15 protein-coding genes and 1 other RNA gene are annotated in these 25,438 nt (G+C 59.0%); 8 read left to right on the forward strand and 8 right to left on the reverse strand.

All coding sequences use genetic code 11. The features are described 5' to 3' along the window. The first annotated feature begins 86 nt into the window (after positions 1–86). The 3 genes from KQI84_02345 (at position 87) to KQI84_02355 (ending at position 5,676) form a co-directional block, all read left to right on the forward strand. Positions 87–1,901 carry a KAP family NTPase gene (locus tag KQI84_02345; GenBank protein MCB2153701.1) on the forward strand — a complete coding sequence of 605 codons (1,815 nt, stop codon included), beginning with the start codon at positions 87–89 and terminating at the stop codon, positions 1,899–1,901. 886 nt (positions 1,902–2,787) lie between these two features. Beyond that, positions 2,788–5,070 carry an ABC transporter ATP-binding protein/permease gene (locus tag KQI84_02350; GenBank protein MCB2153702.1) on the forward strand — a complete coding sequence of 761 codons (2,283 nt, stop codon included), beginning with the start codon at positions 2,788–2,790 and terminating at the stop codon, positions 5,068–5,070. A 102-nt stretch (positions 5,071–5,172) separates the two neighbouring features. After that, positions 5,173–5,676, forward strand: coding sequence for a DUF1854 domain-containing protein (locus KQI84_02355; protein MCB2153703.1), 504 nt, complete (start codon positions 5,173–5,175; stop codon positions 5,674–5,676). Positions 5,677–5,728: 52 nt separating this feature from the next. Here KQI84_02355 and KQI84_02360 read toward each other — a convergent pair whose 3' ends face one another. Together KQI84_02360 and KQI84_02365 are read right to left on the reverse strand one after the other, a co-directional pair. Next, positions 5,729–7,285: a radical SAM protein gene (locus tag KQI84_02360; protein ID MCB2153704.1), complete on the reverse strand. Its 1,557-nt coding sequence runs from the start codon at positions 7,283–7,285 to the stop codon at positions 5,729–5,731. A 103-nt stretch (positions 7,286–7,388) separates the two neighbouring features. Continuing rightward, positions 7,389–9,461: an FG-GAP repeat protein gene (locus KQI84_02365; GenBank protein MCB2153705.1), complete on the reverse strand. Its 2,073-nt coding sequence runs from the start codon at positions 9,459–9,461 to the stop codon at positions 7,389–7,391. A gap of 233 nt (positions 9,462–9,694) precedes the next feature. Here KQI84_02365 and KQI84_02370 point away from each other — a divergent pair, with 233 nt between their 5' ends. After that, a complete protein-coding gene (locus KQI84_02370; GenBank protein MCB2153706.1) occupies positions 9,695–10,435 on the forward strand; it encodes a hypothetical protein in 741 nt (246 codons plus the stop codon). Positions 10,436–10,767: 332 nt separating this feature from the next. Further along, entirely contained in the window at positions 10,768–14,112 is a 3,345-nt protein-coding gene (locus KQI84_02375) for a hypothetical protein (GenBank protein MCB2153707.1), read from the forward strand. A 256-nt stretch (positions 14,113–14,368) separates the two neighbouring features. Here the strand turns inward: KQI84_02375 and KQI84_02380 are convergent, their stop codons facing one another. From KQI84_02380 to ssrA, 3 genes are all read right to left on the reverse strand, one after another. Then, positions 14,369–15,064, reverse strand: coding sequence for a hypothetical protein (locus tag KQI84_02380; GenBank protein ID MCB2153708.1), 696 nt, complete (start codon positions 15,062–15,064; stop codon positions 14,369–14,371). Then, positions 15,057–16,244, reverse strand: coding sequence for an AAA family ATPase (locus KQI84_02385; protein ID MCB2153709.1), 1,188 nt, complete (start codon positions 16,242–16,244; stop codon positions 15,057–15,059). The genes KQI84_02380 and KQI84_02385 overlap by 8 nt, the downstream gene beginning before the upstream one ends. An 871-nt stretch (positions 16,245–17,115) precedes the next feature. Further along, positions 17,116–17,512: a transfer-messenger RNA gene (ssrA, locus tag KQI84_02390) on the reverse strand. A 343-nt stretch (positions 17,513–17,855) separates the two neighbouring features. On the opposite strand from ssrA, the gene KQI84_02395 reads away from it, so the two are divergent. Then, positions 17,856–18,548: a GPP34 family phosphoprotein gene (locus tag KQI84_02395; GenBank protein MCB2153710.1), complete on the forward strand. Its 693-nt coding sequence runs from the start codon at positions 17,856–17,858 to the stop codon at positions 18,546–18,548. An 11-nt stretch (positions 18,549–18,559) separates the two neighbouring features. Here the strand turns inward: KQI84_02395 and KQI84_02400 are convergent, their stop codons facing one another. Continuing rightward, positions 18,560–19,780 carry a hypothetical protein gene (locus tag KQI84_02400; GenBank protein ID MCB2153711.1) on the reverse strand — a complete coding sequence of 407 codons (1,221 nt, stop codon included), beginning with the start codon at positions 19,778–19,780 and terminating at the stop codon, positions 18,560–18,562. Positions 19,781–20,074: 294 nt separating this feature from the next. Between KQI84_02400 and sucC the strand changes: the two genes are divergently transcribed. Then, positions 20,075–21,217, forward strand: coding sequence for an ADP-forming succinate--CoA ligase subunit beta (sucC, locus tag KQI84_02405; GenBank protein ID MCB2153712.1), 1,143 nt, complete (start codon positions 20,075–20,077; stop codon positions 21,215–21,217). Positions 21,218–21,555: 338 nt separating this feature from the next. After that, the gene (locus KQI84_02410) at positions 21,556–21,753 is read left to right on the forward strand and encodes a YjzC family protein (protein MCB2153713.1); all 198 of its coding nucleotides are present in this window, start codon (positions 21,556–21,558) and stop codon (positions 21,751–21,753) included. A gap of 78 nt (positions 21,754–21,831) precedes the next feature. Here the strand turns inward: KQI84_02410 and KQI84_02415 are convergent, their stop codons facing one another. Continuing rightward, entirely contained in the window at positions 21,832–22,920 is a 1,089-nt protein-coding gene (locus KQI84_02415; protein MCB2153714.1) for a radical SAM protein, read from the reverse strand. A gap of 73 nt (positions 22,921–22,993) precedes the next feature. Beyond that, positions 22,994–25,384 carry a serine/threonine protein kinase gene (locus KQI84_02420; GenBank protein ID MCB2153715.1) on the reverse strand — a complete coding sequence of 797 codons (2,391 nt, stop codon included), beginning with the start codon at positions 25,382–25,384 and terminating at the stop codon, positions 22,994–22,996. Between the last annotated feature and the right edge of the window lie 54 nt (positions 25,385–25,438).

Consider the following 25,438-nt stretch of genomic DNA (forward strand, 5'->3'; position numbering starts at 1 on the left):
GTTCAGATTGACTGCACTTCCCACTCAATATTACTTACGTGAATGGAATCCAACCTGCACGTGAACATCATAGAAAGCTGATGCCAATGCTAAAGGAAGAAGTACCTATTCGCGGAAAGGCCGAGGATCTTCTTGGCAGATACCATTTCGCAGAAGGCTTGGCGTCGGCGCTATCTGGATGGTCCGGCGATGAGAGCATCGTGGTCGGGCTCTGCGGGGAGTGGGGCTCGGGCAAGACATCCATCATCAATCTCGTGCTTGAGGAACTAGATGGACTTCCCGAAGAGGACGAATCAAGCCCGACTGTGATCAACTTCAACCCTTGGACAATCTCTGGAGAGGGAGATATCACTGAGAGGTTCTTCACTGAACTCTCCGAGCAACTGCGCCTGAAGGATGAATCGGAAGAGGCCGCGAAACTCGCTGCTATGCTCCTGGAGTGGGGCGAAATCCTGAGATTTGTTCCAGCGGCGAAGCTCTCCCCAGAGGATATCAGGCGGATACTCTTTGTGATCGCCACTGTCGCTGGTTTCAGTAGCCTGAGTGCAGTCCAATTGCTCAGCAGCATCAACTGGCTAGTCATCCTATCTATGATTACCACAGTGGTACTCTTCTCACTGGGTTGCATCAAGAACATTTCTCTGTGGCTCGCTGAGTACTTCGAACGACAATCATCCAGAGGTCAGAAGTCGATTCACGAATGGAAGTTGCAACTCAAGGGAGAAATCAGCAAGAGGAGCAGGAATATCCTCGTTGTGATGGATGATGTTGATCGCCTGATGCCCGACGAGGTCAGAGAAGTGTTCAAGCTCGTTCGGATCAATGCCGATTTCCCCAGAATGGTGTATCTGCTGGCATACGATCGCGTCGTCATCGAAGAGAGTTTGACTTCTCAACTTGGGATATGCGGAAGGAGTTTCTTGGAGAAGATCGTGCAGCAATCCTTCAATCTACCTGCCATACCTGCTGATTCCCTTTACTCCCTATTAACAACTGAGCTCGATCGTATCATCGGGTCCCTTCCCGAAAGGGCATGGGGCTTCTTCTCTCCGCAAGATTCTCGGTGGGGGAATGTGTACCATTCCGGTTTCAGGGAACTCTTTGGGAATCTGCGCGATGTCAAACGATTTACTGGCAGTCTTGAATTCAATCTCGCGCAATTCCACGAGAGGCCCGTCTTGGAGGTTAACCCAATTGATTTCATTGCCCTGGAGGGCATCAGGGTATTCGAACCTGATGTGTACTCCTTCATGAGAAATCACTCGGAGCTTTTTACCGTGGGCCTTGACGAGGCTGAATCGGAGGCAAAGTCCCGGAAAGCACTTGCGGAATACCTCAAGAGTCTTGAAGGCCAGAGTTCGAAACGCATTCTCCAATTGCTGGGCGAACTGTTTCCAAAAGTCAGAGACATTGATCGAAAGCAGGTGGGTCATTATTCTGACAGCAATGCGAAGCACTGGCGAAGTACGCTGATGTTATGTTCACCAGAATTATACAAGACTTACTTCGCGCTTGCTCCAGGTGGCTCCAGCAGTTCGATTTGTCAGTGGGAGATCGATGCCATTCGATCTTCTCTGGGTTCTTTTAGCTCCTGCCTAAAGGAACTGCGAAGGTGGATTCTTTCGGGGAGATTGCGCCCTCTTTTGTCGAAACTTGAGGATTACACATCGCCAGGCGAGATAGGTGAGGATGAAGGACGTAACCTCCTGCACGCCTTGTACGATTCATTCCATCTTCTGCCCAATGACGACGGAGCCTTTGCGCAAGTAAGTACTCGCCTACTAATATCGCGTCTGACAACAAAGCTTCTCCGCAATCATGAACCCACATCTGTCGTTGAGTTCATTCGCCGAATGATCGAAGAATCCACACAGTTGATAGGCCCCTTACAGGAAGTGTGAATGGCAACACCAAGAGAGGGGGAGCAGCACTCTGAACATGATTTGATATTGCCCAGCGAAAGCCTCCCGAATCTCCAGGCGAAGTGCGTTGCCCGTCTCCAAGGGATGACGCCGGAAGAGTTCCTAAATCAGTCAAATGCAGAATACCTCCTCTGGGCCTGGAGGGAATGGGATGCGAATCGAGGCTGGGAATCATTAGTGAGTCGAATTCTGGATCACGATAGCCTGCTTCCCCCGTTCCTGGCACTATTCGTTGCCACCAGCGAGATCTGGACTGCTGGAGACAGGGTCGCTACGAAGCACCAGAAATTCCGCCTCGATGAATTGGGACAATTCTGCGATCCCCGGGAGGTCCAAGCTCGCGTCGACAGAATCGAACGCGAGAATCAAGACTTGTCAGATCCACACCGAAAGCTCATTGCCCTGTTCAAGAATTCGTACACAGCCTCCTAGATCTGCGCGTCTGATTCTCGGGCATCGGAAGTCGCTCAGTGAGAGCAAGATGAAGTATTTCCAATATCCTGGAAAAAAGCTGTTGACTTGTCGTGCACGGGCGGAACAGGAAGACTGTCATACTTGACGTGAGCGCACTTCTTTCGCCCTCCCGCGAGTTCATTTGCTTCAACCAAGGTTGGTTTCGATGAATAACTATACCAATCAAATCCCGTCCAACGGCCACATGGCCAAGGGTGGACTGCGCCCTGTCGCGAACGGCGACTTCGCAATCTCCACCTCGGTTACGGCCGACTGGACCTTGGAGCGAACTCCGTAGGAGACTGGATATCCACTGACATCCATCGCCTCCCGGGGTCCTCCACCTCGGGAGGTTTTCTTTTGCCTCCCTTTCACCCGCAACCTCGCCCGAAGTGAAAGTTGAGACAGGACAATGTCAGTTCCCGAGAACAAAGCTCTCATTCACCGTTACCTGAAGCAGCCCACTGAACTTCCCACCGGCTTGCGTCGTTTGGTCGAGGCCGAGTGGGATGGCGAGCCAGTCCAGCTCTATGCCCTGACGGACTTGGATGATTCCATGCGCCTGGCCCGCCGGTGGTTGGTCCTGGGGCCGAGCCGCGTTGCGCTCGTCGAAGAGCGCCCCGACGGCACGCCCGGCACCATCAATTCGGTCCGTCGCGATGCCGTGCGCGAGATCCGCGAGACGCCGGGCCTGAGCGCTACGACGTTGGCGTTCCTGGCCGGCAAGGAAGACGCGCCTCTGCTGACGATCCGGTTCACCCATCGCCAGCGCCGGGCGGTGGAGAACATCCGCTACATCCTCGATCAGCAGATCGAGGGTTACGCGGTAGAATCGCCCGCCGATGCGGATGCACTGTACGCGGACTCCGTTTCGCAGGCCGTGAACGACGCGCAGGCCGCGTTCGCAGCGAACAAGCTCGCGGTCGTGTGGCGCCTCGTCAGCTACCTCGGCCCTTACAGGGGCCGATTGATTGCAGGCATGATCGCCGCCGCGTTGATGACGCTGACGAGCCTGCTGCCTCCTCTTGTGACGGGGCGACTGATCGACAAGATCCTCTCGCCGTACGAGGCCGGAACGCTCGCGTTCCACGATGCATGGCCGATGTTGTGGCCGCTGGTCGTCATGCTGGCCGTGGCGTACCTGGTGATGGAACTGTTCGCCTGGGTCCGTCTGCGCACGATGTCGGTGCTCGGCGAGTTGGTCGCCCAGGACTTGCGCGACGAGTTGTACGGTCACTTGCAGACGCTGAGCATGTCGTACTTCAGCCGCAAGCAGACGGGCTCGATCATCAGTCGCGTCAGCAGCGACACCGACCGCTTGTGGGACTTCATCGCGTTCGGCGTGGTGGAGGTTTCGCTCTCGGTGATCAAGCTGACGGCGCTCGGCGCGGTTCTGCTCTGGCTGGACGTGCCGCTTGGCCTGGTGATGATTCTGCCGGTGCCGGTGCTGTTGTGGTCGATCTTCCGGCATGGCCAGACGATGCAGCGCTTCTTCCTGCGCGCCTGGCGCAAGTGGTCGGACCTGACCGACGTGCTAAGCGACACGATCCCCGGCATGCGGGTGGTCAAGGCCTTCAACCAGGAGGACCGCGAAACGCGGCGCTTCAACCACCGCAACCAGGTCGTGGTGAGCGAATTCAACAGCATTCACCAGGTCTGGACGGTCTTCTGGCCGAAGCTGTTGCTCTGCGTGCACGCGTTGGTCCTGACAGTGTGGATGTTGTCACTCCCCCGCCTGATGGGATTCGGCGGCGCACCGCTCACCGTGGGAACGTTCGTTTCGTTCCTGCTGTACACGACGATGTTCTTCCAGCCGATTGAGGTGATCGGACAAATGGCCCGCATGTTGAACCGCGCGACCAGCTCGGCCCACCGAATCTTCGAAGTGCTGGATACGGAACCCCAGATCACCGACGTCGACGGCGCGGTGAAGCTGGAACCGGTGGAAGGCCAGGTGACGTTCGACAACGTGTCGTTCGCCTACGACGGAGTCCGCCAGACGATCAAGGGCATCACCTTCGACGTGAAGCCCGGCGAAATGATCGGCCTGGTCGGCCCCAGTGGCGCCGGCAAGACGACGATCACGAACCTGATCGCGCGCTTCTATGAAGCGACCGGCGGAGAGATCCGCATCGACGGCGTGAACTTGAAGCAGCTCGACACCGGGCACTATCGCCAGCAGGTCGGCATGGTGCTCCAGGACCCCTACCTGTTCCACGGCAGCATTGTGGAGAACATCCGGTACGCGCGACCCGATGCGCGGCCGGAGGAAGTGATCGAAGCAGCGAAGGCGGCGAACGCGCACGACTTCATCTGCAAACTGGCCCACGGATACGATACGATCGTGGGTGAACGAGGACAGACTCTGTCGGGTGGCGAGCGCCAGCGTGTCTCCATCGCCCGAGCGATTCTGGCCAATCCGCGGATCCTGATTCTGGACGAAGCGACCTCGAGCGTGGATACGGAGACTGAAAGCAAAATCCAGGAAGCGCTCGATCGCCTGGTGGCCGGCCGCACGGTGTTCGCCATCGCGCACCGCCTCTCCACCCTGGCCGCGGCGGACCGCCTCTTCGTGATCGAAGACGGCCGCCTGGTCGAGGAAGGAACCCACGGCGAGTTGCTCGAAAAGGAGGATGGAGTGTACCGCAAACTCCATCGTCTGCAGCAGGAACTGCACGAAGCCTATGCAGTGTAATCCCATCGTGCTCGTGCTCGGGACCTCGGCCGCATCGAGACCGAGTACGAGTACGATGGAAAGCATCGACTGACAGACCGATCGAATACCAAGGAGCAAGTCATGAATATCAAGCATCCCACTCCCGCCGCGGTGACGGAACCGGAGGAGATCGTTGCGCTACATCGTGCCGACAACGGCCAGTTGATGCTGCAACGCCAGGGGCAGGCGGTTCCGGTGACGGTCAGCCGGTGCTTTCCGTGGTCCGAGCCAACGCGCTTCATTTCGTTGCGCGATGGCGACGACAAGGAAATCGCGTTGGTCGAAGACCTTGCCGAGTTGGACGATGAGTCGCGCGGCGTCCTCGAGCTGGCGCTCGCGGAAATCGGATTCCTCTTCGAGGTGGAAGGCATCGAATCCATCGAGGAAGAATTCGAAATCCGCACGTGGCACGTTCACACGAAGCAAGGCGAACGCACGTTCCAGACGGCGCGCGATCATTGGCCGCTGCAGGCACCGGGCGGAGGACTGATCATCCGCGACGTTGCCGGCGACATGTTCTACATCGCCCAACCGGATGCCCTGGATGAGCGAAGCCGTCAGATCCTGTGGGCGTTTGTGGACTAATCGAAGTTGGAAACGACCGGACAACAAGGGCGCCTCGCAAGGGGCGCCCTTCTCAATGCAAGAGCTCCAGGCCTGCAATTGCCAGTCCTAACTCTCGGCCATCGCCTTCGGGGCAGTGGCTGTTCTCCATCTCGAGTCGCAGAGTGAGGGGCCCGCTTGTGCCTTGAGGGATTGGGAAATGCAAGACGTTGCACGTGTTATCGAAGGGCTCGATTTGGTCGCCATCGAGCGTCGCCATGCCGGGATTGGTTTCCGGAACCGGCACGCGCGGAATGATTCGGATGCGTAGGAACCTGGCGGCAGTGGGATGCGGGATCGTGAACGTGCCACGCCGTGTCATCCAGATGTGACTCGGAGCGCCGGACTTGTTGCGCTCGATTTTGTGAAAACCCTCCGCGAAATCGATGTTCGGGTCGTCGAGCGCCAACGCCTCGGCGCGGAATTTCTCGAAGAACTGTGTGTACTGCCTTTCGTTGCCACCATTGATTCCGGTGGGCAGCCCGCAGTTGCGGCAGACGTCTGATGGATTCCAACTGTGAACCGTCCGGCGAAGATTTCGGTACGGCGCGCCGTTCCAGATTTCAGCCCACGATTGCGTGCCCATGTTTCCCAGTCTCTCCTGCATGATGCAGCAGGGGAACACGGTCCCGTCGGAGGCGAAGTAGCTGTCCTTCCATGGCATGTTGCAGTGCGTGACCGCCGCCTTTCGATCTTCCTGGTGAACACCCTGCACGAACCGTTTCCGCGTCCGTTCAACGCCGTGCTTCCGAACGTAGTGATAACCGAGGCGAACCCGGCGAACCCATCGACGCGCCGATCCACCCAGGCCAGTCTCGCCGGAATCTATAATGACATCCGTGAAGGATTTGGGGATCAGCAATTCGACATTCAGCCTGGCAGCGAGCGGTATTGCCTCCATAAAGGCGCGCGACAATTCCGCGGGGTGATGGAACGGCGACTGGTTTTCCATCAGTTCGAGATCTTCTTCGCTGCCAAGTGGCAGGACGAGGATCTGGGACGCCCCGTATCGGTGAGCAAGTCGAACAAGCTCCAGCAGATCGCCGAGATTCTGGTGCATGGCGACGAAGTTGAATCGCAGACGAAAGCGGGCCGCATCGCCGGCCTTTTCTCGGCATTGCTTCAGCATCTCGAGCGTCTTGATGATGCCTTCCCATCGCACGTAAGGCCGCACAAACTCGAACGTCTCCTTCGTTGCACCGTCGATGGACAGAACCAACGTTACGTCATTGCGAACAACCTTGTCGGCCAACTCTTCCTTGCGAAGCAAAATGCCGTTCGTCGTCGTGAGGATGTGAATGCCGCGCTCCACACACGCGTCAAACATCCGCATGAAGTTCTTTGCCATGAACGGTTCGCCGTAACCGATCAGTTCCGCGGAGTTGACGTGATCGAGAACATCCGCCTCGATGCGCTCGTAGAGTCCGAGTTCCATGTCCTCGCCGAACTGACTTGCCCAATGGCCGCAATGCGTACACCGCGTGTTGCACCGATTTGTCGGCTCGATCCAGATATGAGAAGGCTGCCAATCTGCAACTTCTGGCAGATCGTAAACTGACGAAGTTTCTGGGAAATTCCCATCCAGCGTCACGGGCAAGCCTCTGGGCGTGCGATGGCCAAGACACTATGAACCCCACCGCCCTCTCGCAAGGCGAATGGGAGACACCGATCGGGTGTAACGGGAGAGCCCTCCCCTACCGCACCAGGAAAACCTCAATCGACGGCGGGGGCGGTGCGCCGGGGGAAACGAGCGCGAAGACTCCGAGGTCGGTGACCGTTGCCGTGGCCGTTCCGGTCGTAATCGTCGTGTCGAGCATCGTCCAAGGACCACTCGTTCCCGGCGACTGGTGGAGGCTCCATGTTGAAGGATCGCCTTCAAGGAGTTCCACTTCGCTGGGAACCCAGTGGAATGTCACATCGGCGGAGCCGAAGCCTGTGCGATCGGAATCGAGAATCCAATAAGATGTCGCGACCTGATCGAGGGGATCGAGTCCCGAAAGCGACGTGTTCGAGTAGACAATCTCTGCGGTTACGGAAGAGGAACTGTCGAAGCCGCTTGTCCGGAAACTGATATCCTCGAAATCGACGATGGCGCGAACGGTCGGGCCGAAGTCGATCGGCGGGATCGAATCGCCTGAGCCGCCGGAAGCTGCAAACGCGGTGGCGGAACTGGACGTGACCGATGGAGAACGTTTGCCGTACAGAACATAGACGGAGTTTGTTTCTCCGCGATAGGCAGCCAGGTCGCCAATGCCGTCGGCGTTGATGTCGCCGATCGGGAAAGGAGAGCCGAAGCGCTCGCCCTGCTCAACCCCGCGGAAGAGAAAGCCGTTATTGCCATCGATGGCGCCAAGCGTCGAGGAACTGACCGAGAGACCCGGTGCACCGTAGATCGTGTAGATCTTCCCCGAATCGAGCCGTACGTCATCTGCACCGCCGGCCACGGCAAAAAGATCGGCGATTCCGTCGCCATTCAAATCGAGTGGGTCCCGTCCGTAGAATGCGAAGCGATGTTGGAATCCCTGGCCGATAACCGCGTTGTTGTAAGAGAGCGCAAACCCGGGTCCGATTCCTCCCGGCCCGGAGGGGATCACCCAACCGGCACCCACCCCGGTGTTTCCATCGGGAGTATCGTAGTTGGAATTGCTGATGGAAAGCTCCGGATAGCCGTCCGCATTCAAGTCCCCGGCGCTGAAGAACTGTGGCGCATTGGAGAAACTGGCGAAATTCGTTTCGACCCCGAGAATAACCGATCCCAGCGACCCGTCGCCGCCGTTCTCCGAGTAATACGTCGACAGGTCCACTGATTGCGGCCACGCACGACGACCGTGTACGACAAAGAACTCGCCGCGGTTGCTCATCGCATCGCCTGGACCTGCGCCTGCTCCGTTCAGAATCAGCAGGTCATTAACTCCGTCGCCATTCACATCCTTCGCAGGACGAAGATCGCGGCCTGTGTAATCGCTCCCCGGGCCAACCAGCACGGTGCCGTTCGATCCGTTGATACCATTCAAGTCGAAGCCCGGACCAAAGTTGGTCCGGCTACCGAAGATCACATAGATTTCGCCGGAGTTCGCCCGCACACCGGTGAAGCTGTCGCCCCACGAACCCATGATCAAATCGTCGAGACCATCGCCATTGATGTCTTCGAGAACGACGTCGAGCCCGAGGCGTTTGTCCGCCTGCCGCCCAATGACGATGAAGCCGCGATCACCCGAGTTCCCATTCAGCGAGGACAGGTAGTCGACGGTGGTGGAGGGAATGCCGCCGGGCTTCCCGAAGATCAGATAGCAAATGCCGTCGAAGTTCGCCTGGCCGTTGTTGGAGGAGTCGAAGGTCTGCTCACCGATCGCGAGATCAGCCAGGCCATCGCCATTGAAATCGCCACCCGCGATGTCGCGTCCAAAGCTCGAGTAAGAGCTGACCGTGTTGTAGATGACGAAACCATCCGATGGCGACATACTGGCCGGGTTGATGGTCGACGAGAGACCTGGGTACTTGCCGTAAACGACCACCACCTCGCCGGCACGGCTGACGTTATTCGCGATGCCCTCTCCATTGGGGCTGCCCAGAGCGATATCGCTGATCCCGTCGCCATTGAAATCGCCCAAAGGCACGGTCGGGTAGCCGAACTCATAATCAGTACCGCCTGGAATGATGACGCCGTCGCTACTCGAAAACTGGTCAATGTTGATGGCCGCGGGAAACTGTGCCCCCGCAAAAGCGGCGAGCGATATCAAAATGGGAACTATGAGCACACGTTTCATAATAAAACCTGCTATTCTGGATTGTGGATAATGAATTCCAGAGTCCAGAATTCCAAGTCAAGTCCATTCCGGGAGCGGCATGGATGGTTTCGGTGACTTGAAGAGAAATGTGGCGAATTCAAACCCAAATCGGGTGTTTCCCGGACAGTGCCACCCCTTTCTGCTCGCAGACATCCGCATTTGCAGCATACATTGTTGTGATTGATTCAGCTTCCTGGGGGGAGGCTCTGACCGTGTTCGAAAGAAGCAAACGAGAGCTCGGAGTCATCGCGGGATTGATTCTGGGCGCCTTGTTCATTGGCTCTCTGACGGTTCTTGTGGCGCAGAGGCATCAGCGAAACACTGCGTTCGAGAAGCTCAACGCAGACTTTCGCCTGATCGATGAGGCCATCTTCAGTCGTTTTGTTGACTGGTCTTGCGGACCTCCCCCTGATTCCTACTCGTCGGATCCCAAACTCACCGCGCGGGGTTTCGTGACATTCGGGGGCCAGCCAGATGTGCCGAGGAGAAATGGAAGCGCACCGCCCTCCATCACAACGCCGATCGTCTATTTGAAGGAGATTCCTTCGGACCCGTTTTATCTAGTTCGCCCGTATTCGTACATCCATCCACCAACCGGCGAACACCCGAGCTTCGGACTGGTGATTTCTGCCGGTCCGGACGGCGATTTCGATTTGGATCAGATCTCAACTCGAAAGCAATTGGGCAAGATCCTAAAGGGTTACTGGTATTTCGTGGATCCGGAACTCCGCGGGCAAGTGCATACGCTCCTTGCCCCGGAATCGTACGATCCAACAAACGGAGCAACGAGTTCGGGAGATATCTTGCGATTCTATGCCGCTTCGGAGCCAGTGTATGGCTATGGAATTCAATATTCTGAAATCGGCCGACCGACCGACGGTTTTACGACCCAAGGAACCACAAAGAAACCCGGCCGGCTTGATTGGATCACGGATTCCCTGCCCGGCCGGTAGGACTCAGTAGATACCCCCCACCCGCTCTGCTTATCTGATTTCTTCTGCCGAACGGAACAAGCAGAGCCCGCCCACATCACGGCCGCGGCCCTTGAAAATACGGATTGCTTTTTTCTAACGACCTGACAGGCTTTGCAGGATGTTGTGGCCCATTTATCTTCCATGCAGAGCTATCTCCCTTGATCACCTTTCCGACTCAATCTCGTCCGAAGATGCCGATGTCGCTATTTCGAGTTTCACTTCTAATGGTCCTCTGTGGTTCTGCCGCACTGGCGCCCGCTGGAACGGGGCTCGGGTTCCCCTCCAGCAATGTCTCGGGGTTTCGGAGTCTCGTGCCCCCATCAACGCAACTCGTGATCGACACGGATGCGCTGACTTGGATGGGGGACGATGACGCCGCCACGGATACCCTGAACGGCGTTCACCTTCGTGCAATCGAGAATGCCGGCGTGGCGGAGTTCTACCTCGCCGGCGACCTGCTGCCCAATGCCGGTGACTCCAGCACGACGGTGACGGTACGGGGGTCAAGGCCCTGCCGCGTAACCATCGGCGGCAACGTGCTGGCGCCCACGGAGTTCGACGGCAGCGCCGAGGGACAGCAACCTGGACCGGGCGGGGGACGCGGCGGCGATGGCGGCATCGGTGGGACGGGGGGAGATGGGGGCCGGCGGATCGAGATCATTCAACCGGCTGGCGGGCAAGGCGTCCCGGGCTCAAACGGAGGCAGTGGATTCGCAGGCTCCGTCAAAGTCGGCGAGAATGGTCTGGCCGGCAACGCGGGAACTCCGCCCGAATCGGGCGCCGACGGTTTCGGGATGCCTGGTTCCGGCGGCGTGGCAAGGACTCCGAGTGCTGGCAATGGCGGCGACGGTGGCGACGCAGGAACAGCAGGCGGAGGCGGCGCCGGAGGACTCTGGGTCCTCGTCGCCGGTACTCCCGGCGGCAATGGTGGCGATGGATTGAATGCGGGAGACGCAACCGGCGGCGATCATGGGGAAGATCAAATCGGTGCCCCAGGCTTACGCACTGCCAGTGTCGAGTTCGCAGGAGGCGGCGGCGGCGCCGGAGCCGCCGGTGGAGCGGGCGGCGGCGGTGGCGCAGGAGGCACTGCAGCCAGCGGGAGCGGAGGGGCGGGTGGCGGCAGCGGCATTACCGGACGCGGCGGCAACGGTGGCGGTGCAGTGGGCGCCAACGGCGGAGCTGGCGGCAAAGGCGGCGATGGAGCCTCTCACGCTGACGGCGGCGGCGGCGGCGGGGCCCTCTGGGTCAGCGTGCGTGGCCGCTCAACCGAAGTGACAATCAATGCCGCGGGCGGGAATGGCACCAACGCCGGCGGAACGGATGGCACCCCAGGACAGGGCGGCGATCCGGCGCGCGGGCCCAACGGTCCTGCCAGCTCCCCCACTGAGACTGGCGGCGCCGGCGGCTCCAGCGGCAGCGTCGGCCGCGGCGGCAATGGCGCCCCGGGAGGACGCGGCGGCAACGCAACCGGAGGCGGCGGTGCCGGTGGCTCGGCGATTCTCGAATTCGGAGCGGGCGACGGACCTCTGTTCCGCTCAAACGTGCAGCCCGGAGTCCCGGGCGGAGCAGTCGGCGAATCGACGTCACGTCGCGTCCTGCAATCCAATCCCTTTTTCAAACCTGCCTCCTCCGATCCCATCAGCACTCCCTATATCTCAGACTTGCAAGGCGGCGCGGAGGCATTTGGGATTATGGATGGGCACACATACGCGGACCTTCCCATTCTCACAGTGGACGCACCTCCCGGAGCCTTCGTCGCGCTCTATCGCACGAACACCCTCTTTGGATTTGCCGAGCCCGGCTACGAATGGCTCGTCTATGCCAACCTCTCCTCCGAGTCTATTGAAGATCCGGGCCTGCAAGCTGGTGCTGATTCCAATCTGGTTTCGATTCCGCTGGCGCGTGGAGGAGACCTTCGCACGGAATTCGGCGGTCCCGGTGTTCAGGACATCAACGCGCTTCCGTCAGGGGCGCTCTTTGTCACGCTGATTCCCGAGAATCCCGGAGCTCCAGTCCCCGCTGTCTTTGAGGGCAGTCAAGCCGGCATCACACGGACCCGCGCAACAAACCTGCAGGACGGCGAAGTGGTGTTCCTCGCGCCGCCCGTTGAGATCGATTCGCTGGCGGAGTTGGACGACATTCGGAACAATCTCTCATGGGATTATATCCTGACTGCGGACATCGACGCGTCCCCGACCAGTGATCCGGGCTACAACGGCGGGCTCGGGTGGGAACCCATCGGAGCCGACCCGATGTCCCCATTCCGCGGAGTTCTCGACGGTGACGGGTTTGCCATCGACGATCTTGTCATCGACAGGCAGGAGATGATGGTCGGGCTCTTCGGCAACCTGGAAGGCCCGGGGGAGATCCGAGACCTGACGATCCGCAATGCCACCGTCACGGGCGGTAACTTCGTCGGCATTCTCGCAGGTGCCGCAAACGCAGGGTCCATCATTTCCGGATGCGTCGTGGAGGGCGGCAGCGTCGACTCGACGCTGACGGTGGACTGCGTGTCGGGAGGCAATCTTGGGTCGTGCCTCATGGGTTTGGGTGGCCTTGCCGGAGGAGTCTTCGACGCCAACGTAGACAACTGCCACTCGTCCGCCAGCGTTCTCGCCACGGGCTTCACAGGTGGCGAGTCCGGAACCGTCCCGGTATGGACAGGCGGGCTCGTTGGAGTCCTTCAGATCTCCATCATCGAGTCAAGTTCTGCCAGCGGGAACGTGACCGTGGAGGTCGGCACCGCATACGCCGGAGGACTCGTTGGCGGCTTGTACGGAGTCATCCTCGATAGCTACTCAACCGGCGATGTCATTTCGACAAAAGTCGCCGGCGGGCTCGCCGGCGCTGGCGATGCGGGCGGAAATGCGGGAGCGAATGCCAGCTACGCCACCGGCAATGTCACTGGGGGCGAGTCGGCGGGAGGAATCATCGGCAAAGGCGCGAGTGCCGGTTTCTGTTATTCCCTGGGAACCCTCACAAGCCCCGGTACCGCCGCGGGCATCTGCGCCGGAGACACGGACATCACGGCCTATTCCTTCTCCGCCAGCGTGTTTGCTCTCGGCGCGACCACCGCGATCCCCCTTGCAGCAGATGTGAAGGATTCCTATTGGGACTTCACCGTAAGTGGCCTCGCCGCCAGCGACACCGAGGGGCGCACGACGGCTGAGATGACATTCCCGTACGACTACACGACGTGCTACGTATCGCCCGAATGGCAGCCGGGGCAGGGCTATTGGGTCTACGATGCCGCCGGATCTCCGAGCGCCCCGACCGGTCCCAACAACGGATACCCGTACCACACGTGGCAGACGGCGCGTGTGACTGCGACCTACGCCGCCGGCACCGGCGGCCAGCTTCGCGTCGACGGCGGTGCGTACGTCCCCGGCGCCACGCTCACCCGCATCCCCGGAGCCAGCAGCGGCGCAATCGAGGCCGTCCCTGCCTCCGGGTCCGTGTTCCTCCGATGGAGCGATGGGTCCACTCAGAATCCGCGCCTCGACCGCAACCTGCAAGAGGACCTCGGCCTCACTGCCATTTTCGATGTCTCGGATCCATCAATCATAGAGGTGATTGATCGCCTGCTGGGTCGAACGACGACGGGTCTTCCGGACAGAAATGGGGACGGAGTCGTGGACGCGGCGGACTTGCGGTGATGTGTCTGAAGCTGGCACGCACACGGCGGGAACCTGGGTGGCCGGTGGAAGAAAAGGAATATCCCCACCTCCCGAGCATCAGAATCCTCATCCGCCCCGTGGGCTGTTGAGAAATAGGCTTGAATCGACAGCCAAACAAGCCCGACTCGATGGCGGATTCGGGGACAAATCCAGTAGTTTGCTTGAAGTCGTCCTTCCCTAGCTCGACATTGCCCGCCACAGACGGAAGAACTCAGGAGCAGTGCGCAACATGCGGTCATGGAAGCGCCGCCAAAACATCCAGGGAGAACCGCTCGGCTTGTGAACACCGTTGCCGAACGATGCCCCATTGATCCCGCACCCTCTGCTCGTGCGCCTGATATTCACGCTTCTTCTTCTTCACCTTTTCGGCCAAGGGTAGCTGTTTCAGCCGATTTTCCAGGTTCAAATTGCATTCGAGATCATTCAGCATGCGGTGCCCGTCGCTGAAGAGCGCCGCCACGAGCCATGCTTCAGTCGCCTTCGACGGCACACAAAGTACAGTCTTTGGACCCAAGCCGCTTAGGTTTGCCCATGCGATAGGTAGTGCGCGGACCACACCGGCACCTCCGGTCGCTGGGGGACAGTTGGTGCTGTTTGGCAAGGGAGGCCAGCCATTATTCATTGCTTGCTGAGCGATTCCTGGACTGACATCTTCGTAGCTGTATTCTGCCACGTCCGCGTCCAGGTGAATTATGAAGAGATCAAAGCCCGGCAAGGTCGGATCATCTTCAATGCGATTGAACCCGCGCGTTGCAAACTCCTGACACCATCGAAGTACCCCGCCCCATCCAGTTCCAAGCTTCGGTCGAGTGGGTTCGGGTTGGATTTGGGTAATCACGAATGAGTCAGGAAGTAACGCCTTCAGCGCGGCCTCAATGATTACGGTATCTGTGGGACCTTCCCCTACAACGGCAACTCTGAGCTCAGACATTGGGAACTGCTCCTAAATGGCCCATAGCCCAAAGCCGTGAGAGGGGATACTGTTCGTTCAACTGCCCCAAATCCGGAGAGACCTCGACTCGCCTCACTATTGTATGCCCATTGCTATTCCGCTCGACCGCGAAAAGTCGGACTTCATCATCGTCGAGATTCAAACCATCGAGCACTGTTGGGTTGTGCGCGGTGAAGAGCAGTTGCCGTCCTGGAGATGCTGATTTCAGCCAATCATCAATTCGCGATACCAGTCGGGTCACGAGGCGGGGGTTTAAAGCTGAATCAAGATTATCGATAGAAAAGATACTGGGGGATTTTGCCGCCAGGCAAAGTACAGCTGAGAATAAGACGTATAGAGCACCCTCACTCGCGTCGAAGGCCGAAAGAGTATTGCGCGATGGTTTCATAAAGCGATCCGTGAATTTCAAAACATTCTTCGGGCGGGGGACTGCCGGTGAGAGGAGTGCACCCGCCGAATCTGTTGAGCCGATTTCACTGGCCCAGTCGATTAACTCCAGAACTTCGTCCAGCCTCTCCTCGCTGACTTGCCGTTTGAGAGAAGCGAGACCATCCGCCAAACCGCCTCCAGATAGGCCAACCGGAGCGCGTGACTGCGAATCCTGCTCGGTTCCTCTCAGAGGCGCCGTCTCGGGCGTATAAATCGCGTAAGCCTGAAGCGCCTTTAGCAGCAGCGAAGCAGGATCGTCTAATTGCAGGTCAACGACCTTCAAGGCGGAAAGCCCAGCCGTAGGATCCAGATTCTTGTTACTACGCCGAACCCCAGCGCTCACTATTTCTTGCGCTCCAGAAGAGAGATACTCCGTCTTGAAACTCCATGCCGGCTCCGGATCCTTGAGCGGATTCAGGAGCGTTACTCGGAAGGTCGCATCCGGATCTCCCTTCGCCTCCAACATGATATGCGGTGGAGTCCGTTCGCTGGAAAAAGAGGCTTTGAAAAGGCGAGGCAAGCCGGGCCGCACCCCGCGCCGAATCATTGCTTCCGAGTCTACATGTCCTCCCGCGGCGGCGCCCAGGACTCCCAACGCCTCAAGAATATTGCTTTTCCCCACACCGTTCGCCCCAATGAAGCAGTTCAACCGGCCTAGTTGGACTCTTTGATCCAGAATGGACTTGAAACCCGCGATATGTAGTTCATGAATCCTCATGCTCTCTCCCATTTTGTTCTACGCGTCACCGGCTCCACAATCAAGGGCAACCATCATTGCATGGATAACTCGATCATCTCTCGCACGGGGCCGGGCGGCCGGAGAGGACCACGAAACAGATCAGCGATCTGCCAGACTAAGTTCTCTGGCCGATGGTGCGTCGCCAGATTGCCCTCCTGATGACGGAGGAAGTCGTTTCCCCAGCCAAGCGAATAATGTCCCAAACACACGGGACAGCATTGTCCAGGCCCCGTATGCAAAGGGTCAACTGCGTGTTGAATCCTCCCCCCAGAAATTCGCGGGATCTGGCTGCTGGACGGTTCTCCTTCTTTCCGAATCGCCTCCGCTACCCCCATCCAAGCGATCATGACTCAGTCTAGGATTCGGCCCGGCCATCATAAGTCCAGAAATCTCAACCACAAAGATCTTCACGTAAGAAAATGCTCGGCTGGCAGGTTCAGTGTAAGAGATAGAAAAATGCGAACTGTATCGGAAGAAGCTCTGGGTCCAGGGTAAGGGCCGTCCGAGGATATTCCACGAGCAATGGAGCGCAAGATCACGGGGAGCCGCAGCGGGACTGAGGTGGGGAAATGAAATGCCCCCGATGAAATGGTCAACAGGGAAGACCTCTGCAGCATTTGGGCTTAATGGGCGGCAATGAAATCGATCAGCCTTTTCGCCAACTCGGCACATTGTGCCCTGTTCAAGTCAAACAACTGCTTGGTTGAGGTCCCAGCTCCGCCTGCCTTGTCCGAGCGTAGCCTAAAGAACTCCCCGAACTTCCCGGCTTCCAGCTCAACTTCCGACGTGGATTCGCTCAAGCCCTCAGGCAAGTTTGCGATTCGTGTAACTCTGGCCATGGATGCCTCCTATCTGAAGTTCCTGGTGGAGCCGGGGGGAGTTGAACCCCCGTCCGAAGATCCTTCAAGCACGACTCGTTCACGGGCGTAGCCGACATTTATCCCTATCGGCGGGGCTGGCGGTCTTTCCCGCCCGTCACCTCGTCTTTCCGAGGCGTCGGATGCCTGTCTTTCCAAGCTGTCTCCCGTCTGTCCGGGTTGTCATCTCTCCTCTACCGGAGGAGAACGGCGACGCTATTCTGTTGCCAGGTCAGCGCCCAACCCCTTGGAGATTACGCAGCGAGTGCGACCTCTCCGTTGATGTCCACCACGTTATTGGCGACAGTTATAAGGGTGATCGGATGTTTAAAGTGGCCAACGATCATCCACTGCCCGTATCATCGTACTCTCCGTCGATCCCCGTCGAAACCCGTCGGCCCCACAATTCGAGTGGCCGTCGCATTGCGCGACAGTTTTGGAGAGCGCCGACGCCTCTCGACGCCAGCGACACCCATTAGCGCATGAACCATGCCGCAGCGCAAGGAGAAGCGGAGGTGATCACCACGAAGGCACGAAGGACACGAAGGTGAAGTCAGAATTGAGAACAGTTGCTTTGCCCTCCTGGGATGATAATCAGCGGACACTAAAATAGGAAGTCTCTGCACTTCTTCGTGATCTCTGTGCCTTCGTGGTGCAAATCCGTCGCCCGCCCGCCCAGCCCCAATTGAATGTTCCTGTGCTTCCGCCGTATAAGTACTGAACACAACGGAAAGGGAGAGCGCCGATGGCCGACATGCAATTGCACCTGCACGAAGAGATGCTGCTCCTGCTGCTGAAGGACGAGGAGGGCACGTTCCACAATGCCTGGCGACACATCGCCCTGGGGGCGGCGCTGCTGTCGGAATTGCTCCTCGATGGCTATGCCCGCGTCGAAGAAACCAAGCGTGGTCGCGAGATGGTTATCTCCGCGACCGAGGCATCCCCGATCAATCCGATTCTGGCGGAGTGCCACGCGGCGATCGCGACCGCCAAGAAGCCCTGCGTCGCCTCGCATTGGGTGTCGAAGTTCGGCAATCAGCGCGACTTGGCTCAGCGCATCGCCGAGGGCCTGGCCGAGCGGGGAATCCTGCGGATCGACCGCGAATCGATTCTGCTCATCTTCAAGCGCACGATCTTCCCCGAAATCGATCACAAGCCCGAGGAGCAGTTGATGCAGCGCATCTGGGGCGCGATTCATAGCACCGATGCCGTCGATCCGCGCACGGCCGTCATCGTCGGCCTCGCGCAGCACACCGGCCTCATGCGCCAACTCTTCGACAAGTCCGCGCTGAAGACGCACAAGGAACGGATCGAGGCGCTCGCGAACGGCAACGCCGCCGTCTCCGGCGCGAAGGAAGCCGTGCAAGCCGCCCAGGCCGCCATCATGGTGGCCACGATCATGCCGGCGATCGTGGCGACGACGGTGGTGTCGCACTGAAACATCAAGAATCAATCCGCTGCCATTTCGCCGCGCGGCATCTGCTCCGCCAACTCCTCGTAGATGCGGCCGAGTTCGGTTTCGATGCGGTACGCCCATGGGTCGGCCTGCATGGGCAGGTGGGCCAGGTCGTGCGCCATGCGGAGGACTTCGAGCGATCGCGCGGCCGCGTCCCAGTCTTCCTCCGCCATTTCCGCGGCGGCGCGCACGGCAGCGCTCTTGCCAATCAAGGGAAGGGTGCCGAGAAGAACAGCCTCGCTTCCATTCTCTTTCCGATACTCGTTGGTCCTGAGTTCGTCCATCAATGCCCACCACTCCGGGGATTCTTCTCTCCATGCCTTGTAAGCCTTCGTCTCATCGAACAGAAGGGGGGCAGGCCGCTCTATGAAGGCTGCGAAATGGTGACCGAGACGGCTCTGTGCCTGCGCCAGGAGTTGACGCGACGTTTCGCTCTTGCGTGTCGAGAACGCTTCAATCATTGGACGTGGCCAGAACATTTGATAGTCACGCATCTCGCCAAGCATTCTGTTCTTTGCAAGTGGGAGTGGATCTCCTTCGGTCCACGGAATCCCGCTCGCGGCAAATTCCGCCCTCAGTTTGATTGGCGACATCACGCGCGCCTTGAAAAAGGCTTCATTCGGCATCCCCCAACCGTGGACAGACATGTTGGAATCGTAAACTCGGAAGAGATCCCCCGAACTCTTTGTCCCGTTTGTCGGATCGTATGTTGCAGGCGATAGGATGGCGTTGATGTGGCCGAGCCAGAATTCCCCTTCGGGATAGTGCTTGAGCGAACTGTACCCTGAGGGCGGTGGCAGGAGATTATGGATCGCGGCCTGATCAAGATCGTAGTCTCCATCGGGACCAGCGGACACGAGCATTCCCATCATACGCCAGGAGGCCTTCTTGGGACAGATATACCCCAATGGTCTGCTGGGAGAGAATGGATCTCTGGGGAAGGACTCGATGTACGCGGCCGGCGTTGTTAGTTCCGTGAGGTAAAAAGAAGTCCCGCTGGAATCGGGGCTGTCGGGTGGCATGGAAATCCCGCACCAGTCGATGCCATACTCCATAATGCCAAGGTCGATTCTCTCGAACGCCCGATCAAGTTCTTCAAACTGAGCCTTGCGCTTTGCTTCGCTGCGAATTGTCCATCCAGTAAAGGCGACCGCGACGAAGGCAATCGCTCCGAGGATTGCGGTCCCCCAGAATGCACGTCGGTTTGCGAACATCGGAAGCTCCTCCCGCCCCCAGCGGTTCGACATCGACACCAGTGTTATTCGTTTCCGCCTGCGATGCGAGAAGAATATCGAGGCTGCCCCCCGATTGGACACACGCAAGTCTCGATTGCGATGACGAGCACCGCTTCGCTGAGCACGCGCACGAGATTGGTCCGCGGATGTTTGCAGGAGACCTTTCGGCGCCAAACCGACTGTTATGACAGGTTGACACCGTGAGGCTTGCCCGGTAGCCATCGGTATTAATGCACGACCTAGTCCCTAAACGCGAAGAGCCGGTGGAAGATCATGAAAATTCACGAATATCAAGCAAAGAGAATCCTTGCCGAGTTTGGCGTGGCCACCCCTTTGGGCGAAGTCGCCACGACCGTTGAGGAAGCGGTGGCCGCGGCCGAGAATATCGGCGCATGGCCGGTGGTGGTGAAGGCCCAGGTCCATGTGGGCGGCCGTGGTAAGGCCGGCGGCGTGAAGCTGGCCAAGTCTATGGACGAGTTGAAAGACGCCGCGTCCAAGATCCTTGGGCTGAACATCAAGGGAATCGTCGTCCGCAAGGTCCTGATCGAGCCGGGCATCGACATCAAGCGCGAGATTTATCTGGGCATCATCATGGATCGAGGCACAAAGCGGCCGGTCATCATGGCGTCCGCCGAAGGCGGCGTGGAGATCGAAGAAGTCGCCAAGGAGACACCGGAGAAGATCCTGAAGCTGGGCGTCCCCCCCTTCACCGGCCTGCGCAGCCACCACATCGTTCGCCTTTGGGAGTTCCTGGATATTCCGGAAGCCGCGCGCAAGTCCTTCGGCGCGATCGTGAAGGGCCTCGTGAAGGCATTCTTCCAGAAGGACTGCTCGCTGGCCGAGATCAACCCGCTCGTCATCACCGGCTCGGGCCAGGTCATCGCCTGCGACGCCAAGATGAACTTCGACGACAACGCATTGCCATGGCACAAGGAACTCGATGAGTTGCGCGACGACGGCGAGGAAGAGCCACTGGAAGTCGAGGCGCGCGCGAAGAAGTTGAACTACGTGAAGCTCGACGGGCAGATCGGCTGTATCGTAAACGGCGCGGGGCTGGCCATGTGTACGATGGACGTCGTGAAGCACTTCGGCGGATCGCCGGCGAACTTCCTGGACATCGGCGGCGGCGCCAAGGCCGAGCAGGTGGCCGACGCGCTGAAGCTGATCACGTCCGACCCGCACGTGAACACGATCTTCTTCAACGTGTTCGGCGGAATCGTGCGCTGCGATAACGTCGCGAAGGGCATTCTGCTCGCGCTCGAGCAGTTGCCGGACTTCGACTACCCGATCGTCATTCGCCTCAGCGGTACAAACGAAGAAAAGGCGCGCCAGATGCTTGAAGGGTCACCCCTCAAGATGGCCCCGAATATGGCCGAAGGCGCAAAGATGGCCGTGGAAATCGCCAAGTCGCGGTAAGGTTCACACACAGGCAAGACGAAACACCAGGGCCGCAATACGGATCCCGGTGTTTCCTTTTGAAACGCCAGGAACCGCCCATCCGTGAATGAACGGGACTTGTCCCCAATTCAAGAAGAAGAACAGCCCGAATCGGAGATACGCAAGAGGGGCATCTCGCCTACATTTCAAGTGTGATTTCACGTGCAAAATGTCATCTGATACAAGAGAGCCAGTTCGTCAATTACAGCTTTGACGAACTGGCTATTTTCTTGCTCGACTGTGTGTTCCGACTCCTTAACGGAAGAAGGAGTTGCACATCGATTGCCATCCCACAAAGGAAGGAGGTGAAACGAAAAATGGCCAAGCAAGAAAAACTCAAGCCAGGGCAGGAAGCCCCGCGATCCGGGCAATACGGAGTCGTGGGTCCCCGAGGCGGTGATACTGGCAAAGAAGTCACCGTTCCCAAGGGCAAAGTCCTGCCGCCAACGTCGAAACCGGGTCAAGGCTATAAGCTCAATGATCCGACAAAGAACAAGAGCGGTCAGGGTAAGTAACCCGCCGTGACAACCCTATGACCTGACCCCGGACTCTTCCCCTCCGAATGGCCCGGGGTCACTCGCCGCTTCCACCCCTTACCCGTACCCGCCGCATCCACGACAAACCACAGCTTGCTCTTCGTCTTCCCCGGCTTTGCCAGTGATCCAGCGTCGGGCGTAGCGATACTCGGGGCCGTTCCAGATTTCGGCGAAGGGCTTTTCGAAGACATTTCCGAAGCTATCCAGGTAATTCTTGCCGCAGCATGGATCGACCTGACCGCCCCAATTGATGACCGTAGAACGCCATGGCCAGAAGCACTTGATCGGAGGAGGATTGGCCGCCGCGCAGGCTTCCTGATCTGCCTTGGGACTGAAGATGTCGAGCCGATCGGACTGATCTTTTTCTTCATCCAAGTACTCGCTGCGCACGAAGTCCGGATTGTCAGCGGGGCGGATCGATTCGGATTCGATGTTCACGAAGGGCTTCTGAATGCGCACGATGTCGGCGCCGAGTCCCTTCGCAAAGGCATGCACGCGGGGCACTTCGTGTTCGTTGTGCTTGAAGACGAGGAACTGAAACTCAATGTGTGGATTCTTTCGACCGAGCCGGCGGCGCGCATCAGTGATTTCCTTCAAGTTGCGCACGACGTTTTCGAGCTTCCCCTGCACGCGGTATTGCTCGTACGTCTCCTGAGTCAGGCCATCGCAGGAAACAACCAGATCATCGAGCCCGCTGCGAACCACGGCCTCTCCCCCGCCCTGGGGCAAGACGTTCAGATTGGAACTGATCGCGGTGGAGATGCGCCGCTTGTGCGCGTGTGCCACCATCGGAAGGATGTCTTTGTGCAGGAAAGGCTCGCCCCAGTTGTAGAGGTCGATCTTGAAGGTGTGCGGGGCGATTTCGTCGATCAGACTCTTGAAGGAATCGAGCTTCATCTTTCCCGGCTTCAGCGGCAGGTTGCCTTGGCCGGTCGCGCAGAACGGGCACCGCAGATTGCAGGTGTTGAGCGGATCGATCAGCAGAATGTACGGGCGGCCGCGGACGACTTCGCGGCCAAGCATGCGTTCCGTTTCCACGACAGCCAGATTCCAGAACCGCCCGATGGTTGGATAACGGAACATGGCCGCCGCATGGCGGCGCACACGTGCGCTGCGAGCTTTGAGTTTCTTGATGAAGTCGATCATCCGCGCGATCCGCCTTGTCACCTGCCCGTATACGCAATCGTCGTGACGGCCGATTTGCGCCGTCGCCGACTGCCTACCGTCCCCAACTCGGCGGAAGCAAGTGTTGCGCTCGAAGAATCGCGATCAGCGGATCGTCCGGCTCGACAGAGCGGACTGCGTCGTCCACGAACTTGGCGGCCTCTGAATTCCGGCTGGAGCCCACGCAGGCCTCAACGAAGTAACGCTCGAAACTCGCCGGACGCGACATCCGGACTTTCATCGGGGAAAGGATCCGATATGCACCGGAATAGACCGTCTTAGCGCTCTTCGTCTGCCCCAGAGCGTTGTGCATTCGCGCCTTCTTGACCATGATTTCGGCAAGTGAGATGCGATTCTCGTCGGTATCGTCCTTGTCGACGCGTTGCCGCCAGAAATCATAAGCTGGCGTAATGACGTCGATTCCCTCCTGATAGAGCCCGGATTGATTGAGCGAATCGGCGAAATCCTCGCGCAGATAGGCTTCGCGAATTGTGCGTTGCGCCTCGGTCCCCTGGCTGGCGCTGAGATTCATGCCCTGGCGGAATGTCATGCGCCCCTGGTCCGTCAAACCGAGCAGCATCTGCAGCCGCGCGATTTCCACGAGACACTGCGACATCGTGACTGGAGCATCCAGCGCCTCCAGGAAATTCAAACGCACCTGTTGCGCCATCAGCGCCGAAGGCAACTGCCCGGCATCGATCAGGCGATCGGCCAATGCGTCGAGATCGCGGCCACGTTGTTGGAGCGTCGATTCGTGCAGGTTCGCAATGGATCCTTTGTCGTAGAAGGCCATCACCTGGCTCAATGCGTTGTTCAGTTCCTCGGGGGTGATTTGCTCGGGCGGCAAGCCATTGGCCCGGGCGAAGATGTAGTTCATCAGATCCTCGCCGCGTTCGGTTGCCTGATGCGTTTCGCGCGTGAGCATAAAGAAGCCGAAAACGAGGCCGTACACGGCCGCCAGAAGCACGATCGTCAACCCCAGGAAGATCCAGCGCTGACGGCGGACATCACGGATAGACTGTTCGCGCTTTGCGACTTGTTCGAGCAACGTCTCCCGGCGCAGGCCTTCCTCAAGGCGTTCGATCATCGCCCTGGCCAGCGCCAGATCGTTATTCGCGGCGGCGGTTTGTGCTAGTTCCGTCAGCACCCAGCGCCGCAGCGGCGGAATGTCCGGATTCTCGGGCCAAAGTCCGGCCGCACGTTCCAGTTTCTCCATGCAGCCGGTCAGTACCTGGTAGCCGGAGGTTCCGTCGCCCTTGGCATGGCCGGCGACCTCGGAGGTCAATGCCATGGATTCGCGGCGCTTGCCGGCGCCGGACAGGTAATCCTGAATACCCTCCATGAACTCGGTGGCGCTCTGGTAACGATCCTCCGGCTCGGGGGCCATTGCCTTTGTGCAAACGGCGTTCAGTTCGGCTGGAATCCAGCGTCCGGGGGCACGATACCGGGGCGGCTCAACGTCGCCAACCATGGCCTGCTTGTACGTCTCGAATGTCTTTCCACCTGGATAGGGAACGCTTCGCGTCAGGAGGAAATAGAGAATGCCGCCAAGCAAGAAGACATCTGTCCAAGGACCGATGCGATCCATCGTCTCTTCGGTCTGCTCCGGCGCCATGTAGCAAGGAGTGCCGGCCGGATTCTGGGCGTTCTCCTTGGTCGGCGCCAGCCCCGTCGTCAGGAGATTCGTATCCCCCTGGCGAGCCTTGTCCTTATCGTAGACGAGTGCCAGTCCCCAATCCATGAGCAGCACTTCGCCGAATTCCCCGACCATTACCTGAGATGGCTTGAGGTCGCGGTGAACGACGCCGCGGGAGTGAGCGAAGGCGACGGCCTGGGCCACATCGATCAGAATCTGAAGGTGGCGGCCGAGGAACTCGCCCGTCGAGAGCTCGAAATCTTCGCGGATCATCTGGTGCCACGGCTTGCCCTTCACCATCTTCATGGCGAGGAGCGGTCGGCCCGATTCATCGAGCCCGAGGTCGTGCACCGGAACGATGTTGGGATGTTCGAGGCTGGCCGCCGTCAGGGCCTCCTGGCGGAAGAGGACCTCGAGTTGGCGCGACTGCCATGTATCGGCGGCTCGCTGATAGATACTGTCTTTCAGGCGTTTGACGGCAATCGTGCGGCCAAGGGACTGCTGCGTGGCCTCCCAGACTTCGCCGAAACCGCCGGTCCCGACGATACGCTGGAGGGTGAATGCAATCGGCATCGGAAGGCCGAATTCATCCGATGGCGGCGGACCGGTTTCCTGCTCGGCCAGATCGCGACTCGCGGGCTCGTCGACGCGCCACTGGCTCAGGATCCCGGTCTTGTACATGATCGTGACTTCCCGATGGAGTGCCATCGGGTCACGCCTGGCCACGGAACGCACCGGATCGTAGGACATGCCCGGATCATCGGGCAGTTCCTTCGGGAGACCCATGTCCTCCTGCCGTACATCGGCCATGGTTCAGCTCCTGGGATGCGGAGTATTGCCGGAGTTTGCCTCGTCGCTGAGACC

This window comes from bacterium (genome assembly GCA_020444065.1).
GTDB lineage: Bacteria > Sumerlaeota > Sumerlaeia > SLMS01 > JAHLLQ01 > JAHLLQ01.